Origin of the sequence: Frateuria flava, assembly GCF_017837635.1 — a bacterium.
In the GTDB taxonomy this organism is placed as follows: domain Bacteria; phylum Pseudomonadota; class Gammaproteobacteria; order Xanthomonadales; family Rhodanobacteraceae; genus Frateuria_A; species Frateuria_A flava.
Genome location: NZ_JAGJRS010000034.1, coordinates 83,617 through 107,331, shown reverse-complemented (window position 1 = coordinate 107,331; position 23,715 = coordinate 83,617). Strand labels below are relative to the sequence as shown.

The 23,715-nt window shown below is 68.3% G+C and carries 20 protein-coding genes; 14 read left to right on the top strand and 6 right to left on the bottom strand.

Features of this window, described 5'->3' with window-relative positions:
• Nucleotides 1–41: 41 nt before the first annotated feature.
• The 6 genes from J7I44_RS15425 (at nt 42) to J7I44_RS15400 (ending at nt 8,414) form a co-directional block, all read left to right on the top strand.
• Nucleotides 42–596, top strand: coding sequence for an RNA polymerase sigma factor (locus J7I44_RS15425; RefSeq protein WP_245188244.1), 555 nt, complete (start codon nt 42–44; stop codon nt 594–596).
• Complete coding sequence (locus tag J7I44_RS15420; protein WP_209622862.1) at nt 593–1,387, top strand: hypothetical protein; 795 nt, start codon at nt 593–595, stop codon at nt 1,385–1,387. The genes J7I44_RS15425 and J7I44_RS15420 overlap by 4 nt, the downstream gene beginning before the upstream one ends.
• Nucleotides 1,388–1,696: 309 nt before the next feature.
• On the top strand, nt 1,697–3,685 hold the full coding sequence (locus J7I44_RS15415; protein ID WP_209622860.1) for an OPT family oligopeptide transporter: 1,989 nt from the start codon (nt 1,697–1,699) through the stop codon (nt 3,683–3,685).
• Nucleotides 3,686–3,931: 246 nt separating this feature from the next.
• Nucleotides 3,932–5,701: an ABC transporter transmembrane domain-containing protein gene (locus J7I44_RS15410; protein WP_209622858.1), complete on the top strand. Its 1,770-nt coding sequence runs from the start codon at nt 3,932–3,934 to the stop codon at nt 5,699–5,701.
• 130 nt (nt 5,702–5,831) lie between these two features.
• Nucleotides 5,832–6,818 (top strand): ligase-associated DNA damage response exonuclease, encoded by a 987-nt coding sequence (locus tag J7I44_RS15405; RefSeq protein WP_209622856.1) that lies wholly within the window; start codon nt 5,832–5,834, stop codon nt 6,816–6,818.
• A gap of 3 nt (nt 6,819–6,821) precedes the next feature.
• Entirely contained in the window at nt 6,822–8,414 is a 1,593-nt protein-coding gene (locus tag J7I44_RS15400; RefSeq protein ID WP_209622854.1) for an ATP-dependent DNA ligase, read from the top strand.
• A gap of 98 nt (nt 8,415–8,512) precedes the next feature.
• Here J7I44_RS15400 and J7I44_RS15395 read toward each other — a convergent pair whose 3' ends face one another.
• Complete coding sequence (locus J7I44_RS15395) at nt 8,513–9,280, bottom strand: FHA domain-containing protein (protein WP_209622852.1); 768 nt, start codon at nt 9,278–9,280, stop codon at nt 8,513–8,515.
• Nucleotides 9,281–9,379: 99 nt separating this feature from the next.
• On the opposite strand from J7I44_RS15395, the gene J7I44_RS15390 reads away from it, so the two are divergent.
• On the top strand, nt 9,380–9,664 hold the full coding sequence (locus J7I44_RS15390; RefSeq protein ID WP_209622850.1) for a polyhydroxyalkanoic acid system family protein: 285 nt from the start codon (nt 9,380–9,382) through the stop codon (nt 9,662–9,664).
• Between the two features lie 83 nt (nt 9,665–9,747).
• Nucleotides 9,748–9,966: a translation initiation factor IF-1 gene (gene infA, locus J7I44_RS15385; protein WP_019466733.1), complete on the top strand. Its 219-nt coding sequence runs from the start codon at nt 9,748–9,750 to the stop codon at nt 9,964–9,966.
• A gap of 155 nt (nt 9,967–10,121) precedes the next feature.
• Here infA and clpA read toward each other — a convergent pair whose 3' ends face one another.
• Nucleotides 10,122–12,392, bottom strand: a complete 2,271-nt coding sequence (gene clpA, locus J7I44_RS15380) for an ATP-dependent Clp protease ATP-binding subunit ClpA (protein ID WP_209622848.1) — start codon at nt 12,390–12,392, stop codon at nt 10,122–10,124.
• Between the two features lie 65 nt (nt 12,393–12,457).
• Nucleotides 12,458–12,784 (bottom strand): ATP-dependent Clp protease adapter ClpS, encoded by a 327-nt coding sequence (clpS, locus tag J7I44_RS15375; protein ID WP_091332759.1) that lies wholly within the window; start codon nt 12,782–12,784, stop codon nt 12,458–12,460.
• A gap of 129 nt (nt 12,785–12,913) precedes the next feature.
• On the opposite strand from clpS, the gene J7I44_RS15370 reads away from it, so the two are divergent.
• Genes J7I44_RS15370 through hflD form a run of 3 tightly spaced genes read left to right on the top strand, consistent with a single transcriptional unit; the run spans nt 12,914 to nt 15,154 of the window.
• Entirely contained in the window at nt 12,914–13,402 is a 489-nt protein-coding gene (locus tag J7I44_RS15370; RefSeq protein ID WP_209622846.1) for an NUDIX hydrolase, read from the top strand.
• Nucleotides 13,399–14,511 carry a tRNA 2-thiouridine(34) synthase MnmA gene (gene mnmA / locus J7I44_RS15365; RefSeq protein WP_209622844.1) on the top strand — a complete coding sequence of 371 codons (1,113 nt, stop codon included), beginning with the start codon at nt 13,399–13,401 and terminating at the stop codon, nt 14,509–14,511. The genes J7I44_RS15370 and mnmA overlap by 4 nt, the downstream gene beginning before the upstream one ends.
• Before the next feature lie 19 nt (nt 14,512–14,530).
• Complete coding sequence (gene hflD / locus J7I44_RS15360; protein ID WP_245188242.1) at nt 14,531–15,154, top strand: high frequency lysogenization protein HflD; 624 nt, start codon at nt 14,531–14,533, stop codon at nt 15,152–15,154.
• 82 nt (nt 15,155–15,236) lie between these two features.
• Here hflD and J7I44_RS15355 read toward each other — a convergent pair whose 3' ends face one another.
• Nucleotides 15,237–16,163, bottom strand: coding sequence for a LysR family transcriptional regulator (locus tag J7I44_RS15355; protein ID WP_209622840.1), 927 nt, complete (start codon nt 16,161–16,163; stop codon nt 15,237–15,239).
• A gap of 259 nt (nt 16,164–16,422) precedes the next feature.
• Here J7I44_RS15355 and acnA point away from each other — a divergent pair, with 259 nt between their 5' ends.
• Nucleotides 16,423–19,101, top strand: a complete 2,679-nt coding sequence (acnA, locus tag J7I44_RS15350; RefSeq protein WP_209622838.1) for an aconitate hydratase AcnA — start codon at nt 16,423–16,425, stop codon at nt 19,099–19,101.
• A gap of 303 nt (nt 19,102–19,404) precedes the next feature.
• On the opposite strand, the gene J7I44_RS15345 is transcribed toward acnA, so the two are convergent.
• Nucleotides 19,405–19,830, bottom strand: coding sequence for a hypothetical protein (locus J7I44_RS15345; RefSeq protein ID WP_209622836.1), 426 nt, complete (start codon nt 19,828–19,830; stop codon nt 19,405–19,407).
• Between the two features lie 113 nt (nt 19,831–19,943).
• On the opposite strand from J7I44_RS15345, the gene J7I44_RS15340 reads away from it, so the two are divergent.
• Nucleotides 19,944–21,629 (top strand): AMP-binding protein, encoded by a 1,686-nt coding sequence (locus tag J7I44_RS15340; protein ID WP_209622834.1) that lies wholly within the window; start codon nt 19,944–19,946, stop codon nt 21,627–21,629.
• Nucleotides 21,630–21,736: 107 nt separating this feature from the next.
• Here J7I44_RS15340 and J7I44_RS15335 read toward each other — a convergent pair whose 3' ends face one another.
• The gene (locus J7I44_RS15335; RefSeq protein ID WP_209622832.1) at nt 21,737–22,105 is read right to left on the bottom strand and encodes a PilZ domain-containing protein; all 369 of its coding nucleotides are present in this window, start codon (nt 22,103–22,105) and stop codon (nt 21,737–21,739) included.
• Nucleotides 22,106–22,792: 687 nt separating this feature from the next.
• On the opposite strand from J7I44_RS15335, the gene J7I44_RS15330 reads away from it, so the two are divergent.
• Nucleotides 22,793–23,695 (top strand): segregation and condensation protein A, encoded by a 903-nt coding sequence (locus J7I44_RS15330; protein ID WP_209622830.1) that lies wholly within the window; start codon nt 22,793–22,795, stop codon nt 23,693–23,695.
• The last annotated feature ends 20 nt before the right edge of the window (nt 23,696–23,715 follow it).

Sequence of the window (23,715 nt, the reverse complement as noted above, 5' to 3'; positions counted from 1 at the left end):
GGATGGCAACCATCGAAACAAATCGCGTACCCTCGCCGGCCATGGATGCCGCGGTCGACCCGGATGCGATGCTGATGCTGGCCTACGCCCGCGGCGACCTGGCCGCGTTCGAGGCGCTGTACGCACGCCACCGCGCCACGCTCTACCGCTTCGTGCTGCGCAGCCTGCACGACACGGCGCTGGCCGAGGAGATGTTCCAGGAGACCTGGAGCCGGGTGATCGCCACGCGCTCGCGCTACCAGCCGCAGGCGCGCTTCCGCACCTGGCTGCTGCAGATCGCCCACCACCTGGTCATCGACCAGTTCCGCGCGCGCAGGCCGCAGGCCGGCAGCGCGGAAACCGAGGTGGTGTTCGCACACCTGGCCACGCCCGAGGGCGAGCAGCCGGAGCACGCGCTGTCCGAGTTCGAGCGGCGCCGCCACCTGCAGCGCGCCATCGAGCAACTTCCGGACGAACAGCGCACTGCCGTGCTGCTGCGGCTGGAACACGAACTGAGCCTGGAGGAAATCGCCGAGGTGACCGGCGCGGGCCGCGAAACGGTGAAGTCGCGCCTGCGCTACGCCATGGACAAATTGCGCGAGGCGCTTGCCCAATGACCACGCCACTGCTACCGCAGGAACCGCAAAAGCTGCCTGGCGAGGCCGAGCTCACGGCGCTGTATCGCAAGCTGCCGCAGACCGAGCCCGCCCCGGCGCTGGACCAGGCCGTGCTGCGCGCCGCCGCGAAGGCGCTGGCCGACGACGGCGAGCGCGCACCCGCCACGCACGCCGTGCGCCGTCCCCGCTGGCCGGTGGCGCTGGGCAGTGCCGCCACGCTCGTGCTCGTCGCCGGCCTGGCCTGGCACATGCGCCAGATGCCCGAGGCGACCGCGCCGGCCGCGCAAGCACCCGCCGCCATGACCGAGCCGAGCGCGCAGGCGCCAACCGCCCCGGTCATGCCACCGCCGCCGCCCGCGCCCCCCGCCCCGGCCATGGCGACACCGCGAGCCAAGACCATGGCCGAGCCTGCGCCCGTCCGACCGGCCGCCGCAGCGAGGGCGTCGCACCCACCGGCCCGCAAGGCACTCGCCTTGCCGGAGCCCAGGCCACCCATCCGGCAGCAGGTTGCCGTGCCGATGCCGGCGCCCATGCCGGCGCCGCCTGCGGTCATGGAAACCGCCGCCCCCGCACCGGCTCTCGTCACGCCGCCACCCGCGCCTCCCGCGCCTCCTGCAGCCACGGTTGCCGACTTTGCGGCGGAGAACCCGACCGCCGAGCTCGCAGCCATCCGCCAGTTGTTCGCCCAGGGCAACGACAAGGAAGGAAGCGAGCGGCTCGCCCGCTTCCGCAAAGCGCACCCGGACATCGCTCTCCCCGATGACCTGCGCGCCCATCTGCCCCAGCCCTGACCGGAAGCCTGTCCCGGCGCGGCGCGACGAGCCGCGCCTGACCCTGTGGGAGCGCACCCTGTGCGCGACCGGGGGGCCTGGGCTCGCCTATCCACCCCTCCTCCCGAAGACGGCTACCTCTTGCGCAGAACAGTCGCGCACAGGCTGCGCTCCTGCCGCCACGGGAGGTGGGCGCGACCGAGCCCGGACGGGCCGGGCAGGCTGCATCGCACCCATCCACGCTATGCTCCCCCGGCGGCCTGCCGGGGAGCGGTCGCGAGGGGCGCGTCACCGGCGCGCAGGGGAACCAACCAGAACGGAACCGCTTTTGTGAATGCCCAATCCCAAGGCGCCAAGCGCACCGAATTCACCCTACGCGGCCTGATCATCGGCATCGTCATCACCGTGGTGTTCACCGCGGCCAACGTGTTCTTCGGCCTGAAGGCCGGCCTGACCTTCGCCACCTCGATCCCCGCCGCGGTGATCTCGATGGCGATCCTGCGCGCCATGAAGAACTCCACCGTGCAGGAGAACAATATCGTGCAGACGGTGGCCTCGGCCGCCGGCACCCTTTCGGCCATCATTTTCGTGCTGCCGGGCCTGATCATCATCGGCTGGTGGAATGGCTTCCCGTTCTGGATGTCCTTCGGCATCTGCGCCACCGGTGGCGTGCTCGGCGTGATGTACACGATCCCGTTGCGCCGCGCGCTGGTGACCGATTCGGACCTGCCCTACCCCGAAGGCGTGGCCTGCGCCGAAGTGCTCAAGGTCGGTTCGAGCAATTCGCCCGAGGCGGCCGAGTCGGTCGAATCCGGCGGCGCCGGGCTCAAGGCGGTGATCGTGGGTTCCATCGTCTCGGCGGTGTTCTACGTGATCGTCAAGACCCGCGTGTTCGCCGAGGCGGTCTCGGACTACTTCCGTATTGGCGACCGTGGCGCGGCGACCGGCTTTGATTTCAGCCTGTCGTTCGCGCTGTTCGCGGTTGGCCACCTGGTCGGCCTGTGGGTCGGCGTGGCGATGCTGGTCGGCGCGCTGATCGGCTGGGGCTGGGCCGTGCCGCACTTCCTGCTGCTGCATCCGGAAGCCGGTTCGGCGGCCGACGCCGCGCAGGCGACCTGGAGCCACTACGTGCGCTTCGTCGGCGCCGGCACCATCGGCGTGGCGGCGATCTGGACGCTGGCCAAGCTGGTCAAGCCGGTGATCAGCGGCCTGGCCGGCGCCATGGCCGCCTCGCGCGTGCGCAAGGCCGGCAAGCTGGAGACGCTGCCGCGTACCGAGCACGACATCCCGATCGGCCTGGTCGGCATCATCACCGCGATCTGCCTGGTGCCGGTGGCCTGGCTGCTCGGCCACTTCGCCAACGTCAGCGGACTGGGCTCGCACACCGCGCTGCTGGTGATCGGCGGCGTGATCTTCGTGGTGATCCTGAGTTTCCTGGTCTCTGCCGTGTGCGGCTACATGGCCGGACTGATCGGCTCGTCCAACAGTCCGCTGTCGGGCGTGGGCATCCTGGTGGTGATCATCGCCGCGCTGCTGCTGGTGCTGGGCGTCAAGGCGATGGTGCCGGAAGAAGCCGGCAAGGCGCTGGTGGCCTTCGCGCTGTTCATCACCGCGATCGTGTTCGCGGTGGCCTCGATCGCCAACAACAACCTGCAGGACCTCAAGACCGGCCAGCTGGTCGACGCCACCCCCTCGCTGCAGCAGTGGGCGCTGGTGATCGGCGTGATCGCCGGCGCGGTGGTAATCCCGCCGGTACTGGATCTGCTTAACCAGGCCTACGGCTTCGTCGGCGCGCCGGGCGTCGATCCGGCGCGTGCATTGCCGGCGCCGCAGGCGGGCCTGATCTCGGCGCTTGCCCAGGGCGTGATCACCGGCAACATCGACTGGAGTCTGATCACCATCGGTGCAGTCATCGGCGTGGCGCTGATCATCGTGGACGAGCTGCTGGTGCGCACCAGCCGGGCGCGCCTGCCCCCGCTGGCGGTTGGCCTGGGCATCTACCTGCCCACCTCGACCACGCTGATGGTGGTGGTCGGAGCGCTGGTCGGCGCCTGGTTCGACAAGCGCGCGGACCGTCGCCCGGACGGCGAAGCGACCAAGCAGCTGGGCGTATTGCTTGCTTCGGGCCTGATCGTGGGCGAAAGCCTGCTCGGCGTGGTGGTCGCGGCGATCGTGGCGATCTCCGGCAAGCAGACCCCGCTGGCCGTGGTCGGTGATGGCTTTGAAATCCCGGCCATCTGGATCGGCGGCCTCGTCTTCGTGGCGAGCATCGTGGTGATGTACCGCTGGATCGCCCGCATGGGCCGCACCACCGCCTGATGCTTTCAGACCCTCCCCCTCACGGGAGGGTTGGGTCCGGAGGTCCCGCCTGCCGGATTCCGTTTCATGATCCTTCCCCCGTTCGACGGGGGAAGGTGCCCGACAGGGCGGATGGAGGAAGCCTCGCCTCAGGCCCCCAAACGGTCGAAGCCTCCCGTCTGGGCTCACCGGAGCGATACTTCGCAGCGCTTGGGGAATGCCCGCCCGCCCCCACTTCATGAGGCTTCCACCCGTCCAGGCGCCTCGATGAGCGACCCTACGCCCTCCGGCAAGCCCACCGCCCGCGTCGGCGCCCTGCGCCAGCTGTGGCCTTTCCTCAAGCCGCACAAGGCGCTGGCGATCGGCTGGTTGGTGTTCCTGGGCCTGTCGTCAGGCTCGACCCTGGTGCTGCCGATGGCGGTGCGGCACATGATCGACGCCGGCTTCGGCCACGCCAGCAGCGACACGATCAACCGCACCTTCCTGGGCCTGTTCGCCGTGGCCCTGGTGCTCGCCTTCGCCACCGCGGCGCGTTACTTCTGCATCACCCTGCTCGGCGAACGCTCGCTCGCGGCGTTGCGCACGAAGCTTTACGCCCACGTGATCCGGCTGGACGTGGGTTTCTTCGAGCGCTCGCGGGTGGGCGAGCTGATCTCGCGCCTGGGCACCGACACCGAGGTGGTACAGGCGCTGATCGGCTCGGGCATCTCGGTCGCCCTGCGCAGCGCGGTGATGCTGCTGGGCGCCAGCGCCATGATGGTGTGGACCAGCCCGCGGCTGGCCGGTCTGACGGCGCTGGTGATCCCCGCGGTGATGCTGCCGATCCTGGTGTTCGGGCGCCGCGTGCAGCGACTTTCGCGCGCCAGCCAGGACCGCCTCGCGGACGCCGCGGCGATCGCGAACGAAACCCTCAACGCTGCGCCCGCGGTGAAGGCCTACGCGCGCGAAGGCATCGAGAGCCGCCGCTATGGCGACGCCATCGACCGCGCACTGGACAGCGCGCGCCGGCGCATCGGCATGCGCGCGCTGCTCACCGCGGCGGTGATCGTGTTGTTCTTCGGCGCCATCACGCTGGTGCTCTGGGTCGGTGCGCGGGACGTGCTGGGCGGCACGCTCAATGCCGGCATCCTCGGCCAGTTCGTGCTTTATGCCGTGTTCGCCGCGGGCTCGGTAGCCGGCCTGTCCGAAGTGTGGGGCGACGTGTTGCGCGCCGCCGGCGCCATGGAGCGCATCGGCGAGTTGTTCGGCGAGCAGGCGCACATCGCCGACCCGCCGCAGCCGGTCGCCCTGCCCCGCCCGGTCCGCGGGGCGCTGCGCTTCGAGCACGTCGGCTTCCACTACCCCACGCGGCCGGATGCGCCGGCGCTGCATGATTTCACCCTGGACATCCGCCCCGGCGAGACGGTGGCGCTGGTCGGCCCCTCCGGTGCCGGCAAGAGCACCGTATTCGCCCTGCTGCTGCGCTTCTACGACCCGCAGATCGGCGCCATCCGGCTCGACGGCACGGACCTTCGTGCGCTCGCGCTGCCCGAACTGCGCGGCACCATCGCGCTGGTACCGCAGGAAACCGTGATCTTCGCCGGCAGCGCCGCGGACAACATCCGCTTCGGTCGCCAGACGGCCAGTGACGAGGAGGTCATGGAAGCGGCCCGCGCCGCCGAAGCGCACGAGTTCATCAGCGCGCTCGCCGACGGCTACGACGCCGAACTGGGCGAACGCGGCGTGCGTCTCTCAGGTGGCCAGCGCCAGCGCATCGCGATCGCCCGCGCGATCCTGCGCGACGCGCCCTTGCTGCTGCTGGACGAAGCCACCTCGGCGCTCGACGCGCAATCGGAAGCGGCCATCCAGCAGGCCCTCGAGCGCCTGGAAAAAGGACGTACCACGCTCGTCATCGCCCACCGCCTGGCCACCGTGCAACGCGCCGACCGCATCGTGGTGATGGATGGCGGACGCATCGTCGCCCAGGGCACCCACGAAAGCCTGCTCGCCGAAGGCGGCCTCTACGCCGAGCTGGCGCGACTGCAGTTCGTCGCCTGATTCCAGCCACGTGACAGCTCCCTCTCCCCTCGGGGGAGAAGGGCGGGTTGAGGGCCGAGGGCCAGACACAGACATCCGCGTGGCAGGCTTGTTGCCGCCAACTTGACGCACGCCCCCCGAGCATCGACGCATGCGCGACCCGCTGCTCCAGCCCCGCCGCGAGGGCCTCTACTGCCCCGCCGGCGGCTTCTACATCGACCCGGCCGAGCCGGTGGCACAGGCCGTGGTGACGCATGCGCACGGCGACCATGCGCGCCAGGGCAACGCGCGCTACCACGTAGCGCGTGCCGGATTCCGTCTGATGCGCGAGCGGCTGGGCGAGCCGGCGCTGATCGAGGCCTACGACTACGGCGAGCCCTTCACCCTGGGCGAGGTGCAGGTGTCGCTGCATCCCTCCGGTCACATGCTCGGCGCCGCGCAAGTGCGGATGGAGTACGCCGGGCGCGTCGTCGTGGTTTCGGGCGACTACAAGCGCGAGCCGGATCCGACCTGCGCGCCGTTCGAACCAATCGCCTGCGACACCTTCGTCACCGAATCGACGTTCGCCCTGCCCGTGTATCGCTGGCCACCGATGGCGCAGGTGATCGACGAGCTGCTCGCGTGGTGGGACGACTGCGCCCGCCGCAAGGTGTCGGCCGTGCTCTTCTGCTACGCGCTGGGCAAGGCGCAGCGGCTGCTGGCGGAGTTGGCTCCCCGGGTCGATCGCGTGGTGCACCTGCACGGTGCGCTGCTGCGCCTGACCCAGCTCTATCGCGAAGCCGGCGTGGTGATGCCGCCCACGCAGCCGCTGGAGGAGAACGCGCGCGGCGCGGCGCTCGCGGGCGAGCTGGTGCTCGCGCCGCCCTCCGCGGCCGGGTCGCCCTGGATGCGGCGCTTCCCGAACGCCTCGACCGCGTTCGCTTCGGGCTGGATGCAGGTCCGCGGCAATCGCCGCCGGCGCGGCTATGACCGCGGCTTCGTGGTGTCGGATCATGCGGACTGGAACGGCCTGCTGCGCAGCGTGCGCGACAGCGGGGCCCGCCGCATCTACGTCACCCATGGCGACGGCGACGCGCTGGTGCGCTACCTGCGCGAACAGGGTCACGATGCGCTGCCGCTGTCGGCCCTGGGAGCCTGAGCGATGCGCCGCTTCGTGCAGCTGTACGCCGCGCTCGACCGCACCGGGTCCACCACCGCCAAGCGCGACGCCATCGCCGCCTTCCTGCACGACGCGCCGCCGGCGGACGCCGCGTGGGCGGTGTACGTGCTCGGCGGCGGCAAGCTCCGCCGGTTGGCCAGCGTCACCGAACTGCGCCAGGCGACCGGCACGGCGACCGGGTATCCCGACTGGCTGATCGACGAAAGCTACGCGCATGTGGGCGACCTGGCCGAAGCGATCGCGTTGCTGCTGCCGCCCGGCGAGCCGTCCGATGACACGCCGTTGCACGTGTGGATGGAGCAGCGCCTGCCATCCCTGAGCCGGCTCGACCCGAGCGCCCGCGTGGCCCAGTTGCAGGCCTGGTGGGCGACCCTTCCGTCGGAGGAGGTCTTCCTGCTCAACAAGTTGATTACCGGCGCATTGCGCGTGGGCGTGTCGCAACGTCTGGTGGTGCAGGCGCTGGCGCTCTGGTCGCAGTTGCCCACCGACCTGATCGCCCATCGGCTGAGCGGCGACTGGAAGCCCGATGCCACCTCGCTGGCCGCGCTGGCCCAGCCCGCCGGCGACGACGCCCATCGCGAGCATCGGCCCTACCCGTTCTTCCTCGCCTCGCCGCTGGAGTCGCCCGTGGAAAGCCTGGGGGAGCGCGCCGAATGGCTGGCCGAATGGAAATGGGACGGCATTCGCGCACAGCTCATGCGCCGTGGCGAGGAGGCGCGGCTGTGGTCGCGCGGCGAGGAACGGCTGGACGGCCGCTTCCCGGAAATCGAGCAGGCCGCCGGCGCCCTGCCATCCGGCTGCGTGCTGGACGGCGAGATCCTCGCCTGGGATGCCCAGGCGACGGCGCCGCGGCCGTTCACCGCGCTGCAGAAACGCATTGGCAAGCTCAAGCCCGGGGCGAAGCTGCTGGCCGAGACACCGGTGCGCTTCATGGCGTACGACCTGCTGGAACGCGATGGGGCGGACCTGCGCGAGTCACCGCTTCACCTGCGCCGCGCGCGGCTTGCCGAGCTGCTGCAAGCCATGCCGCCGACGTTGCTGCTTTCGCCCGCCGCCGATACCGACGACTGGGCCGCCCTGGCGCGACTGCGCGAGCAATCGCGCGAACGGCGTACCGAGGGGCTCATGCTCAAGCGCCTGGATTCGCCCTACCGCGTCGGCCGCAAGCGCGGCGACTGGTGGAAGTGGAAGGTCGATCCCTACACGCTCGACGCGGTGCTGATCTACGCCCAGTCCGGCCACGGCCGACGCGCCGGCCTGTTCACCGATTACACCTTCGGCGTGTGGGACCGCGGCCACCTAGTGCCGGTGGCGAAGGCCTACTCCGGCCTGGATGATGCGGAGATCGCGCGTCTGGACGCCTGGATCCGCGCGCACACGATCGAGCGCTTCGGACCGGTGCGTTCGGTCGAACCGGAGCATGTGTTCGAGCTGGCCTACGAGGCGATCCAGCGCTCGGGGCGGCACAAGTCGGGGGTTGCCGTGCGCTTCCCCCGCATCCTGCGCTGGCGGTCGGACCTGTCGATCCGGGACGCCGACCGGCTGGAAGACCTCAGGCGCATGGCCGAGGGCTGAACCTGCGACCCCGGTTCCCTGGAAGCACACCCTGTATGCGGCCGGGAGGGTGGTCGCGCACAGGGTGCGCTCCTACACAGAAGTGCCGTCTTACCTGTTCAGAACCGCACCAGCAGGATCAGCGCGATCAGCAGCGCCAGCACCGCCGCGGTCGCGATCAGCCACCACACTTCCCCGCGCGGCCCTGCCGCGTCCTCGGGCAGGTGCTCGACCGGCTGTTCCGGCGGCGTGCCTACCGGCGAGGGCAACAGTCCGGGCGCATCCACCACGAAACGGTGCATGGCGATACCGAGCTGGTCGCCCGGATGCAACGCCGCCTGTTCCACCGCCATGCCGTTGAGCCGAAGGGGGTAGCGCGGAGGCGTCGGCCCGGCGGCCACGCGCAGCTCGCCGTCCTTCCAGAACAGCGCCAGCGTGGCCGCGGCGGCCTGCGGCAGCTCCAGCGGCTGGTCGCCTTGCGGACCCAGCTCCAACCGCTCCTGCAACGGAAACACGCGCCCGGACAGCGGCCCGGCCACGGCGCGCAGGGCAGCGGTGCAGCGGCCCTGCTCGGAGAGGGCCACGGGCGGGCGCGTGGCGGGCACCTCGTCGGCGCACAGCAGCATGCGGCAATCGCCCAGGCTCAGGATGTCGCCGGCGCGCAGCAACGCACGCTCGCGCACGGGGCGTGCGTTGACGTAGACGCGGCCCGCGCCGGAAAGCACTTCGAGTACCCAGCCGCGACGGTCCTGCAGGATGCGCAGGTGGTGCGCCGCGCCCTGCTGGGCCGAGACCACCAGGTCATTGTCCGGCGCGCTGCCGATGCGCAAGGCGACCTGCGCCCAGCGGAACGCCTCGCGAGCCGAATTGGGAAACTCGATGCGCATCTAAAGATTGATCCAAAGATGGCCGGGACTCTAGCAGATGCGTGGCCTCTCCTTCGCGCACGCCGCGTAAGATGGGCGATCCACACGGAGGCCTTTTCCATGCCCAAGATCGACATCCGCCGCCCGCACAATCTCCCGCTGGACCAGGCACGCGCCGTGGTCGACAAGGTCGCCGCGCGCATGCGCGAGAAGTTCGACATGCAGAGCCAGTGGCAGGGCGACACGCTGCGCTTCTCCCGCTCGGGCGTGAGCGGCGGGATCGCGGTGGCGCCCGAATCGGTGCACGTCACCGCCGAGCTAGGCCTGATGCTCTCGCCCCTCAAGGGCATGGTGGAGCAGGAAATCCGGCGCAAGCTGGACGAGTATTTCGGGGGCGCCGCCTGAGCTTCCTTTGATCAGGCGCCCGGACGTGGCATACTTGCCCGCTTACGCGGCCGCCACGGCCGGGACCCAACACACCGGAACGCATGGCCAAAGACGACGTCATCGAAATGGAAGGCACGGTCCAGGAGACCTTGCCCAACACCATGTTCCGTGTGCAGCTGGAAAACGGGCACGTGATCACCGCCCACATTTCCGGCCGCATGCGCAAGCACTACATCCGCATCCTCACGGGCGACAAGGTCAAGGTCGAGATGACTCCCTATGACCTGACCAAGGGGCGGATCACCTACCGCATGAAGTAGGTTCCACCAGGACAAACGGAAAGGCCGCGCATTGCGCGGCCTTTTTCGTGCCTGGTCTTCCACGCAACCTGCAGGAGCGCGCCCTGTGCGCGACCGCCGGACGGGAGCGGATCGCGCGGTCGCGCACGGGGTGCGCTCCTACAGGAGAGAGCCGGTTACTCCACCACGACCGGCATCTTTTCCGCCGCTTCGGTCTCCACGTGAAGCTCGCCGTCGCGCACGCTCAGCAGCACCTTGCCGCCCTCGGACAGCTTGCCGAAAAGCAGCTCGTCCGCCAGCGCCCGCTTGACCTTCTCCTGGATAACGCGTGCCATCGGGCGCGCGCCCATCTGCGGGTCGAAGCCGTGCTCGGCCAGCCAGCGGCGGGCGTCGGCATCGACATCCAGGCTGACGTGCTTGTCGGCCAGCTGCGCTTCCAGCTCGATCAGGAACTTGTCGACCACGCGCAGGATGTGCTCGAAGTCGAGCGCATGGAACTGGATGACCGCATCCAGGCGGTTGCGGAACTCCGGCGTGAACATCTTGCGGATCGTCTCCAGCGAATCGGTCGCGTGGTCCTGCTTGACGAAGCCGATGCTGCGGCGCGACGCCTGCTGCGCGCCGGCGTTGGTGGTCATCACCAGGATGACGTTCTTGAAGTTCGCCTCGCGCCCGTTGGTGTCGGTCAGCACGCCGCGGTCCATCACCTGCAGCAGGATGTTGAACACGTCCGGGTGCGCCTTCTCGATCTCGTCCAGCAGCAGCACGGCGTGCGGGTGCTTGGTCACCGCCTCGGTCAGCAGTCCGCCCTGGTCGAAGCCGACGTAGCCCGGGGGCGCGCCGACCAGGCGCGAGACCGAATGCGCTTCCATGTACTCGGACATGTCGAAGCGGATCATCTCGATGCCCAGCTGCAGCGCCAGCTGCTTGGTCACCTCGGTCTTGCCGACGCCGGTCGGACCGGCCAGCAGGAAACTGCCGATCGGCTTGGTCGGGTCGGCCAGGCCCGAGCGGGCCATCTTGATCGAGGCAGAGAGCGCCTCGATCGCCTGGTCCTGCCCGAACACGACCATCTTGAGGTTGCGCTCGAGGTTCTTCAGCACGTCGCGATCCGAAGCGGAAACCTGCTTGGCCGGAATGCGCGCCATCTTGGCGACGATGTACTCCACCTCCGGCACGTCGATGGTGCCGGTGCGCTGGTCCTCGGGCAGCAGGCGCTGGCGTGCGCCGGCCTCGTCGATGACGTCGATGGCCTTGTCCGGCAGCAGGCGGTCGGGGATGTGCTTGACCGACAGGTCCACCGCGGCCTTCAGCGCCTCGTTGGTGTAGGAGACGTTGTGGTGTTCCTCGAAGCGGGTCTTCAGGCCCTTGAGGATCTCGATGCTGTCGGCGACGGTGGGCTCGACGATATCGATCTTCTGGAAGCGGCGGGCCAGCGCGCGATCCTTTTCGAAGATCCCGCGGAATTCCTGGAACGTGGTCGAGCCGATGCAGCGCAGCTCGCCGGAGGCCAGCATGGGCTTGATCAGGTTGGATGCGTCCATGGTCCCGCCCGAGGCGGAACCGGCACCGATGATGGTGTGGATCTCGTCGATGAACAGGATCGCGCCCGGCTGCTTCTTGAGCTGGGTGATCACCGCCTTCAGGCGCTTCTCGAAGTCGCCGCGGTATTTGGTGCCAGCAACCAGCGCGCCCAGGTCGAGCGACCAGATCACCGCGCTCTCCAGCACCTCGGGTACTTCGCCCTCGACGATGCGCTTGGCCAGGCCCTCGGCCAGCGCGGTCTTGCCCACGCCCGCGTCGCCCACGTAAAGCGGGTTGTTCTTGCGCCGGCGGCAGAGCACCTGGATGGTGCGCTCGATCTCGTCCTGGCGGCCGATCAGCGGATCGATCTTGCCTTCCAGCGCCAGGTCGTTGAGGTTGGTCGCGTATTCGCTGAGCGGGTTGCCCTTGCTGTCGGCACCCTCCTCGCCCTCGCGCTCGCCGCCGGGCATGCCCGCGCTCGGCTCGTCGCCGATCTTGGCGATGCCGTGCGAGATGTAATTGACCACGTCCAGCCGGGTGATCTCCTGCTGGTGCAGGAAATACACGGCGTGCGAGTCCTTTTCACCGAAGATCGCCACCAGCACGTTGGCGCCGGTGACCTCCTTACGGCCGGAGGACTGCACGTGGTAGACCGCGCGCTGGAGCACGCGCTGGAAGCCCAGCGTCGGCTGGGTGTCGCGCTCGTCCCCGTGCGGCAGCACCGGGACGGTCTCGGCGATGATCCGCTCCAGTTCCGCCGACAGCCGCGGCAGGTCCACGCCGCAGGCGCGCAAGGCGCCCAGGGCGGACTGGTTTTCGGTGAGGGCGAGCAACAGGTGCTCCACGGTCATGAACTCGTGGCGCTGCTCACGGGCCTGCTTGTAGCAGTGGCCGATGGTGACTTCGAGATCCTTGCTGAACATCCGGACCTTCTCCGCTGGGGAATGACAAGGGCGGCCTAGCCGCGATGGCTACAAGATGGGGCCGCTCATAGCTTTTCCATAGTGCACAACAAGGGATGCTGATGAGTCCGTGAGTACTCGTTCACCTGCGTCACTTTCGTCTCCGCCACCTCGCGGGTGAAGACGCCGCACACACCCTTGCCGCGGGTATGCACGTGCAGCATCACCTGCACCGCGCGCTCCTGGTCCATGGCGAAAAAGCCGCGCAGCACCTCGACCACGAAGTCCATGGGAGTGAAATCGTCATTCAGCAGCACAACTTGAAAAAGTGGCGGCCGTGCCAGTTCCGGACGGCTGGTCTCGACGGCCAGGCCGTGTCCGCTGCCAGGGTCGTGTTCGGGTTCGTGGGCCATTGCTCGTGGGGACTTTGTTGCTGGTACGGAGTATACGCCGCGACGGATGCGGTCCCGTCGCGCCGCCGTGCAAAACGCGCCTCGTTTAGGTGATGGCACAATGGCGTATTTCCAGCCCTCTTGTCCCCGATGTCCGTCACTTCCCCCGCTTCGTCCGTCTGGCGCCCCCACGTCACCGTCGCCTGCGTGGTCGCGCGCGGCGAGCATTACCTGATGGTCGAGGAGGAAGTCGGCGGTCGACTTGTCTACAACCAGCCGGCCGGTCACCTGGATGACCGGGAAACCCTGCTGCAGGCCGCGGTGCGCGAGACGCTGGAAGAAACCGGCTGGACGATCGAAGTGGAGCACTTTCTGGGCGTCCACCAGTGGCACAGCACCGAGCACGGCGAGGGCGTGGTGCGCTTCAGCTTCGCGGCGCGCGCGCTGGCGCACGATCCACACCGGCCGCTCGATGAGGGTATCCGCCGCGCGGTGTGGCTGACCCGCGCCGAGATCGCCGCTCTGGGCGATCGCCTGCGTAGCCCGATGGTGTTGCTGAGCATTGACGCCTGGCTGGCTGGGCGGCGCCTGCCGCTGGACGTATTGTCCAGCCTGCTTGCGGAGCCTGACCTGTCATGAAGGTGATGCTGGGCGTCTCCGGCGGGGTCGACTCGTCGGTCGCCGCGCTGCTGCTCCAGCAGGCCGGCCACGAGGTCGAAGGCCTGTTCATGCAGAACTGGGAAGAAGACGACCGCGACGGCCCATGCACCGCCGACGCCGACCGCAAGGACGCCCTGGCCGTGTGCGGGCGCCTCGGTATTCCCTTCCACGCACGCAACTTCGCCGGCGAGTACTGGGATAGCGTCTTCGAGCACTTCCTGGCCGAGTACCGTGCCGGGCGCACGCCCAACCCGGACGTGCTGTGCAACCGCGAGATCAAGTTCAAGACCTTCCTGGACGAGGCACGCTCGCTGGGTGCCGGGAAGATCGCCACCGGCCACTACGCGCGCGTCGACGAGCGCGACGGCCAGTACCGCCTGCTGCGCGCGGTGGATGCGGGCAAGGACCAGACCTACTTCCTGCACGCGCTGGGCCAGCAGCAACTGGCCGCCACGCTGTTTCCGGTCGGCGAAATCGAGAAATCGCAGGTGCGCGAGTTGGCCCGTGCCGCCGCCCTGCCGACGCACGCCAAGAAGGATTCGACCGGCATCTGCTTCATCGGCGAGCGCGACTTCCGCAGCTTCCTGGCGCAGTACATTCCGGCACGCCCGGGCGAGATGCGCACCCCGGAGGGGACCTTGGTCGGCGAACACCAGGGCACCATGTATTACACGCTGGGCCAGCGCAACGGATTGGGCATCGGCGGACGCCAGGGCATGGGTCCCGAGCCGTGGTACGTGGTCGGCAAGGACGTGGCGGCGAACGTGCTCTACGTGGCGCAGGGCGGCGAGAACCGCTGGCTGCAGTCAAAAAAGCTGCGGGCCGAAACGCCGAGCTGGGTCACCGGCACGGCGCCGGCGGCCTCGTTCCGCTGCAGCGCCAGGACCCGCTACCGGCAAGCGGACCAGGCATGCGAGGTCCGCGTGTCGCGGGCCGGCCTGGAGGTGTACTTCGACGAACCCCAGCGGGCGGTCACCCCGGGCCAGTCGGTGGTGTTCTACGACGGCGAGGCCTGCCTCGGCGGCGCCGTGATCGCGGCCACCGACGCGCCGTTCGGTGGCCTTCCCCCTCTTTCCGCAGGACCTTGACGTGCTCGACACCCTCGCCATGAATGAACCGCGCGTGCTCGCGCTGGCCGGCCTGTTCCAGGCGGCGGGGCTGGCGCACCAGCTGGCAAACCAGGGCCGCTGCGACGAAGGCGCGATGGAGTCGAGCGTGGCCAGCGTGTTCCGTATCGACGCGCCTTCGGTAGCCGCGGTCTACGGCGGCGTGGGCGGCGTGCGGCTGGGCCTGCGCAACCTGATCGGCCAGCTCGACGACAGCAGCCGCGACATGGGGCTGACCCGGATGGCGGTCACCGTCATGCGGCTGGAACGCAGCCTGGCCCGGCGGCCCGAGCTCACCGCCAAGCTGCAGGAAGGCATTGTCGCCGCCCAGCGGCAGGTCGCCCATTTTGGTCAGGATTCCCCGCAGGTGGTCCGGCGCCTGGCCGATCTCTACGCCTCGACCCTCTCGGTCCTGAGCCCGCGCGTGATGGTCAGCGGCAACCCGCAGTTCCTGCAACAGCCGGCGGTGGTGGAAAAGGTGCGCGCCAACCTGCTCGCCGCCGTGCGCTCGGCGGTGTTGTGGCGACAGGTCGGCGGGCGGCAGTGGCAGATCGTCCTCAACCGCCGCCAGTGCAGCATGCTGGCCCGAGGCTTGCTGACCGGCGTGACCCTGGACAACGGTTGAACCACCCGGTCCTTGCAGGCGCCCGCTTGCGGGCGATGCTCCTGGCCAGGCGATCGCAAGACCCTCGCCCGCAAGCGGGCTTCTACAGGTTCACGGCCAATCCGGGGCGCTGCTGCGCCACCTTGCACAGCAGCTCGGCGAACGCCTGGATGTCCGCATGCCAGGGAGACGCCTCTCGCCAGTACAGCGCGATCTGCCGGCCCGGCACCGCCCCTTCGAGCGGCACCACCGTGAGTTCGGGCTTGGAGGCCAGCCGCTCGCGCGCCAGCGCCGGCACCAGCGCATAGCCGCCACGCAGGCCGACCAGCGCCGCCAGGCTCTCCAGGCTCACGTCCTGCACGTGTCCACCGTGGCCGCCCTGCCCGTCGATGCCGTCCGGGTGGCTCTCGGCCATCAGCGTGGCTTCGGCTTCGTCCAGCTCGTCCAGCGACACGCTGGCACGGCTGGCCAGCGGGTGGTCGGCACGAAACAGCACCTGCCACGGTTCGGCAAACAACGGCCGGGTAGCAATGCCACTGGGGGCGTTGGCCGGCGGCGCCAGCACGGCATCCAGCTCGCCCTCGTGCAGGCGTCGCAGCAGGCCACGCGGCTTGCCTTCGGACAGGCTCAGCCGGGCCGCCGGGAAATGCAGCGGGAACGGCTCGACCAGGTGGGGCAGCAGGTAGGGGCCGAGCGACGCCGGCACACCCAGGCGCAGCTCGCCGCCGAAGGCGACCGTGCCGGCGCGGGCGGACTGTTGCAGGTGTCCGGCGGCATCCAGCACCGCGTCGATCCGCTCCAGCAGCCGCTGTCCACCGGCGGTCGGCACGATGCGCCGGCCACCGCGCTCGAACAGCGGTGCCCCCAGTGCCTGCTCGACCTTCTGCACCTGGTGGGACAGGCCCGACGGACTGATATGCATGGCCCGTGCGGCGCTGTTGAAGCTTCCATGTCGATGCACGGCCTGCACCAGCGCCAGGTCGCGCAGCGAAACCGCCGAGAGCGCCGTCGAAATCATCGAATGCTGCATGTCACCAAAAGCGTTTGTGCGGAAGGTCAGGCCGTCGCATGCTTGGCGGCCAACGGCGGGAAGCTCGGCTTGTCTTCGGCCATTCTAGCCGTCCCGCTCGCCCGTGCCGCGAGAACGTCCTGCCCGCCAGCCAGCCCGATCTTCCGCGCCACACGGACGCCCGGGCGCGGTATTTGCGATAATCACAGGCTTGCGTGCGCTTGACCGCAACGCCCAGCTCTCCCCAGCCGCTTCAAAAGCTCAAGCCAGGAGTTCCGTCATGAAAGACTCGTTTTCCATCCGCGACACCCTCGAGGTCAACGGCAAGCGCTATGCGTACGCCAACCTCGCCAAGTTCGGCGAGCGCTTCGACCTCAAGCGGCTGCCGTACTCGCTGAAGATCCTGCTTGAGAACCTGCTGCGGCACGAGGACGGCATCAACGTCACCACGAAGGAAATCGAGGCGGTCGCCAAGTGGGACGCCAAGGCCGAGCCGGATACCGAGATTTCCTTCATGCCCGCGCGCGTGGTGCTGCAGGACTTCACCGGCGTGCCCTGCGTGGTCGACCTGGCGGCGATGCGCGATGCGGTCGTCAAGCTCGGTGGCGATGCCACCCAGATCAATCCGCTGGCGCCGGCCGAACTGGTGATCGACCACTCGGTGCAGGTGGACGTCTACGGCTCCGAGGCGGCGCTGGAGAAGAACGTCGAGATCGAGTTCGAGCGCAACCAGGAGCGCTACGCGTTCCTGCGCTGGGGCCAGAACGCGTTCAACAACTTCAAGGTCGTGCCGCCGCGCACCGGCATCGTGCATCAGGTGAACCTGGAGCACCTGGCGCGCGTGGTGTTCACCGCGGAGAAGGACGGCCAGCTGTGGGCCTACCCGGACACCGTGTTCGGCACCGACTCGCACACCACCATGATCAATGGCGTGGGCGTGCTGGGCTGGGGCGTGGGCGGCATCGAGGCCGAGGCGGCCATGCTGGGCCAGCCCTCCTCGATGCTGGTTCCGCAGGTGGTCGGCTTCAAGCTCACGGGCAAGCTCTCCGAGGGCGTGACCGCCACCGACCTGGTGCTGACGGTCACCCAGATGCTGCGCAAGCTCGGCGTGGTGGGCAAGTTCGTCGAGTTCTTCGGCGACGGCCTCAAGCATCTGCCGCTGGCAGACCGCGCCACCATCGGCAACATGGCGCCGGAGTACGGCGCCACCTGCGGCATCTTCCCCGTCGACCAGGAGGCGCTGAACTACCTGCGCCTGTCCGGCCGCAGCGAAGAGCAGATCAAGCTGGTCGAAGCCTACGCCCGCGCCCAGGGCATGTGGCACGACGAGAACAGCGTCACCCCCGAGTTCACTACCACGCTCGAGCTCAACCTCGCCGACGTGCGTCCGTCCATGGCCGGCCCCAAGCGCCCGCAGGACCGCGTGCTGCTCGAAGGCGTCAAGCAGAGCTTCCACGACGTGGTCGGCCCGCTCACCGCCAGTCGCAAGTCGGGCAGCGGCAGCGTGGGCGTGACCAAGGATGGCGAGAATTTCACCCTGAAGGACGGCTCGGTGGTGATCGCCGCGATTACCTCCTGCACCAATACCTCCAACCCGGCGGTGATGCTGGGCGCCGGCCTGGTCGCCAAGAAGGCGGCTGCCAGGGGCCTGAAGGCCAAGCCGTGGGTGAAGACCTCGATCGGTCCGGGTTCGCTGGTGGTCAGCGACTACCTGGAGAAGACCGGCCTGTTGAAGGAACTGGAGAAGATCGGCTTCTACATCGTCGGCTACGGCTGCACGACCTGCATCGGCAACTCCGGCCCGCTGCCGGCCGAGATCAGCCAGGGCATCGGCGCGGGTGATCTTGCCGTGGCCTCGGTGCTGTCGGGCAACCGCAACTTCGAAGGCCGCGTCCACGCCGAGGTCAAGATGAACTACCTGGCCTCGCCGCCGCTGGTGGTCGCCTACGCGCTGGCCGGCACGCTGGACATCGACCTGACCTCCGATCCCATCGGCCTGGGCAACGACGGCCAGCCGGTGTACCTGAAGGACATCTGGCCCAGCAACAAGGAAATTTCCGACGCCATCGCCGGTGCCATCAACCCGCAGATGTTCGAGAAGAACTACGCCGACGTATTCAAGGGCGACAGCCGCTGGAACGCCATCCCGTCCGCCGAGGGCGCGCTGTATGGCTGGGAGGATTCGACCTACATCAAGAATCCGCCCTACTTCGAGGGCATGACGATGGAGCTGTCGCAGGTCGACGACATCCACGGCGCGCGCGTGCTGGGCCTGTTCGGCGACTCGATCACCACCGACCACATCTCGCCGGCCGGCTCGATCAAGAAGGACAGCCCGGCGGGCCGTTACCTGATCTCCAAGGGCGTGGAGCCGAAGGACTTCAACTCCTACGGCTCGCGTCGCGGCAACGACGACGTGATGGTGCGCGGCACCTTCGCCAACATCCGCATCAAGAACCTGATGCTCGACGGCGTCGAGGGCGGCTACACCGTGCACGTGCCTTCGGGCGAGGAAATGGCCATCTACGACGCGGCCATGAAGTACAAGGCCGAAGGTACGCCGCTGGTGGTCATCGCCGGCAAGGAGTACGGCACCGGCTCCTCGCGCGACTGGGCGGCCAAGGGCACGCTGCTGCTGGGCATCAAGGCGGTGATCGCCGAGAGCTTCGAGCGCATCCATCGCTCGAACCTGGTCGGCATGGGCGTGCTGCCGCTGCAGTTCAAGCACGGGCAGAACGCGCAGTCGCTGGGCCTGACGGGCAAGGAATCGATCGAGATCCTCGGCCTGGGAGGTGGCGAATCGAAGGAAGCCAAGGTGGTCGCCACGGCGGCCGACGGCACCAAGAAGGAGTTCGCCGTGCACGTCATGCTGCTGACGCCGAAGGAGCGCGACTTCTTCCGCCACGGCGGCATCCTGCAGTACGTGCTGCGCCAGCTGGCCGGCCGCAAGGCGGCCTGAGGCCAGCGCTTCGATCCAGCGAAAGGCCGCCTCCGGGCGGCCTTTTCGTTGCCCGATGCCGCCTGGTTTCTGATGTTCCTTCCCCCGCCTGCGGGGGAAGGTGCCCGGAGGGCGGATGGGGGGAAACCTCGCCTCAGACTCGCCTAGAAAGTGCCCGCTTCGTGAGGGCAAACCTTCGCCAGGCTTCCCCCATCCGCCTGTCGGCACCTTCCCCCGCAAGCGGGGGAAGGCTCGGTCGCAGGTGCACGGGCACTGCGGGCGAGTCCACGGGCGCTGTGAGCGTGGCCATTTCTGGCAATCGCGCTAAAGCTGCCGCTTCCACGTCGCGCTGTAGCAGCGCCAGTCGTCCCCCTCACTGCGCCACGCCGTTTCCACCTTGTACACACCCGCCGAGTCCGGCAGCAGGCGGCTGCCCTGGGTGAAAGTCACGGTGAAGTCCGCCACCAGCCGCTCGCCGCGCCGCTCCACCGAGATCGGCCCGAGCGTCACCCCGACGTGCTCGCCGCGCAGACGCGCCAGCCGGATCAGGTTGGCGATGTCCTTGCGCTCGAGCCGGCCGCCGTTGCCATCGAAGTCTTCGCTGAGCGGCTCGACCACGCCGCCCGCATCAGCCTGTTCGGCCGCCTGTTCGGCGGATGCAATGGCTTCGCGCACGCGCGTTTCGTCGGGCGCGTGCCGGCATCCGGCCAACGCCGCGAAGGCCAGCGCCAGCCCAAAGAAAGACAGCATTTTTCCTGCTCGCATGAACCCTCCGATCCTCGCCGCAGCGCGGCTTGCCGCCATGCGCAGGCGTATGCTCCAATGCCTCGGCCGCAAGGCCGAACGGGGAACAGGAACAGTACATGAGCAACGATCGTCCGTGGCTTGCCCACTATCCGCATGACGTACCCGCCCAGATCGACGTCAACGCCTATGCGTCGGTGGCGGAGGTGGTGGAAGAAGCCTTCGGCAAGTTCCGCGACAAGCCGGCCTTTTCAAGCTTCGGCAAGCAATTGAGCTACGGCGAGATCGAGACCCGGAGCCGCCAGTTCGCCGGCTACCTCACCGGCGTGCTGGGCCTGAAGAAAGGCGATCGGCTCGCCATCATGCTGCCCAACGTGCTGCAGTACCCGATCGCGCTGTTCGGCGCGCTGCGCGCCGGCGTCGTGGTGGTCAACACCAACCCGCTCTACACGGCGCGCGAGCTCAAGCACCAGTTGGAAGACTCCGGCGCCAAGGCCATCGTGGTGCTGGACAACTTCGCCTCCACGCTGCAGGAAGTCATTGGCCAGACCCACGTCGAGCACGTGATCACCACCGGCATCGGCGACCTGCTGGGCTTTCCCAAGGGGGCGCTGGTCAACTTCGTGCTCAAGCACGTCAAGAAGATGGTGCCGCACTACTCGCTGCCCAAGGCAGTGCGCTTCCGCGATGCGCTGGCGCAGGGCGCATCACACCCCATGCCCAAGGTGGAACTCGGCCACGCCGACCTCGCCTTCCTGCAGTACACCGGCGGCACCACCGGCGTGGCCAAGGGCGCCATGCTCAGCCACGGCAACATGGTCGCCAACATGCTTCAGGCCAGTGCCTGGATCGGCGACCTGGCCAACCCCGGCGAAGAGGTGATCATCACGGCGCTGCCGCTGTATCACATCTTCTCGCTGACGGCGAACGGGCTGGTATTCATGCGCCTGGGCGGACTGAACTGGCTGATCACCAATCCGCGCGACATGCCGGGTTTCGTCAAGGAGCTGAAGAAGTCCGGTTTCACGGCACTCACCGGCGTCAACACACTGTTCAACGGCCTGCTCAACACGCCCGGATTCGCGGAACTGGACTTCTCCCGCCTGCACCTGACCCTGGGCGGCGGCATGGCTGTGCAGCGCGCGGTCGCCGAGCGCTGGAAGAAGACCACCGGCTGCACCCTGGCCGAAGCCTACGGCCTGACCGAAACCTCCCCGGCGGTGTGCATCAACCCGCTGGATCTGCGCGATTACAACGGCTCGATCGGTCTGCCGGTGCCTTCTACCGATGTCGCGATCTGGTCGGAAGAGAACCAGCCGCTGCCGATTGGCGAGACGGGCGAATTGATGGTGCGTGGCCCACAGGTGATGCAGGGCTACTGGCAGCGCCCCGAGGAAACCGCCAAGGTGCTCGGCGCCGACGGCTGGTTGCACACCGGCGACATCGCCCGCATGGACGAGAACGGTTACGTCTACATCGTCGACCGCAAGAAGGACATGATCCTGGTCTCGGGCTTCAATGTGTATCCGAACGAAGTCGAGGACGTCGTCATGCAACACCCCGGCGTGGCCGAGGTCGCCGCCGTGGGCGTGCCCGACGAACACTCGGGCGAGGTGGTGAAGCTTTTCGTGGTGCGCAAGGACCCGGCCCTGACCGCCGACATGCTCAAGCAGTTCTGCCACGACAACCTGACCGGCTACAAACGCCCCCGCCAGATCGAGTTCCGCGATGCGTTGCCCAAGTCCAACGTGGGCAAGATCCTTCGTCGCGAACTACGCAGCGAACAAAAGAAGACGCCCGCCTAAGCGAGCAACGCTTGCGGGGGAGCCCGCTTGCGGGCGATGTTCTTGTGCGCGATCGAAGTAGAAGCATCGCCCGCTAGCGGGCTCGGGCGAAAAACGCGCGGCCGGAATCACTCCTCCCGCCAATGCTCCAGGATGTCGGCGTAACCGCCGAGCAGGTTCCACAGCGGCACCTGCTTGTCTTCCGGAATGCGTGAGTAGGCGAAACCGATGTGGCGATCGGAAATGCGCGCGACCACCGCTTCCAGGTGGATGTGCAGGTCGCGACCAAAAATCATGTCCAGCACCCACGCCTGCCCTGGCTCGCCCTGCCAGCCCAGCGGCCGGCGCAACAGCGCGCCCGTGGCGGAAATGTCGACCAGCTCGGTCGGATGCGACTGTACCCCGTGGCTCATAAGCACGGTGGTCTCGATGCGCATGCGCGCGGGCCGCAGGAACTTGGGGCCCGATTCATTCGCCACGTTGTCTTCGATCGTCATCTAGCTCCCCAAGCGAAGCGCACCTGCGCCCTGTGACGTCCCTGCGATCGTACGACGCATCCTGCGCCCCATCGACAGTCCTTTGCCGCTCGCCACCCCGGCATTCAGCGGACGGCGCGCGTAGAACGAACGCCATCGCCCCTTCGGGTCGGACGAAGCAATCTCCATGCCATCCGCGCGTCGGGCGGCATCATCCCACGTCCGCCCCGGACATGCGTCCGAACTGCCGCGCTCGGCTGCAGCACGACACAACGTGTCACATGCTGCCCACCCGCCGGCACATACTGGACTTGCCGCAACGCTACCGCTAACCTGTGGTCATGCCCGGTTCCAGCGTGCGCCGTGCCGGTCGATACCGGCCATCGCGGCATGCTTCCCAGGTTCCCGGCAGATCGATTTGAACCGTCCGTGGCGCCGTGTCGCCATCCTGTCTTGCGTCCGCTTCGGGGTCTGATGCCCAGTGCGGACGCCTTGGTGGTCGCCTGAGCCGCCTGACCGAACCGCCGTGGCGCGGCTTCGTCATGCGATACCGCGGCGACGGCTGCGCCGAAAGCGGCAAGCCGGCTTGACCGGCCGTCGGTCCGAAGCCGCGGTCACGAGGGGATAGCGTCCGCAGGGCGACGCCCGGCCAGGACGAAAGGTTTGAACGCATTGCCGGCCGCGTGAGCGGCCCCACGACATGCATTGATGAGCACAGAACCGCAGCAGCCGGCCGCACCGTCGCAGGACGCCTTCGCGTCGATTCCCCAGCAGCAGGAAATGCCGCTGGCGGTCGTGCGTGGCGAACCCTTGCTGCAGATGCCGCAGGACCTGTACATCCCGCCGGACGCGTTGGAAGTTTTTCTCGAGGCGTTCGAGGGTCCGCTGGATTTGCTGCTTTACCTGATCCGCCGCCAGAACCTGGACATCCTGGACATTCCGATTGCCGAGATTACCCGGCAGTACATGGAATACATCGACATGATGCGGGACGTGATGCGGCTGGAGCTGGCCGCCGAATACCTGCTGATGGCGGCGATCCTGGGCGAGATCAAATCGCGCCTGCTGCTGCCCCGGCCGCCCGCCGAGGAAGGCATCGAGGACGACCCGCGCGCCGAACTGGTGCGTCGCCTGCAGGAGTACGAACGCTTCAAGCGGGCTGCCGAGGACATCGACACCCTACCCCGCGTCGAGCGCGACACGGTCGCAGTGCACGCCGAGGTCGGCGAGCGCAACGTGGTCAAGCTGCCGCCTCCGCTGGACCTGAAGGAAATGCTGCTGGCGCTCAAGGACGTGATGCACCGCGCCGAGCTGTTCGGCCACCACGCGATCAAGCGCGAGGCGCTGAGCGTGCGCCAGCGCATGGGTGAACTGCTGAGCCGGCTCGAAGACGGCGTGTTCCACCGGTTCGAAAGCCTCTTCGACGTCAACGAAGGCCGCCTTGGCGTCGTGGTGACGTTCCTTTCGATGCTCGAGCTGGCCAAGGAAATGCTTGTGGAAATCGTGCAGGAAGAACCGCTGGCGCCGATCTATATCAAGGCGAAAGCCTCGCTTGCCGAGGAAAGCGCCGAACTGCCGGACGACGTGCCGGTGTCCGCCGCCGCCGAGTAAGGCGCCGGCTCCCCGAAAAC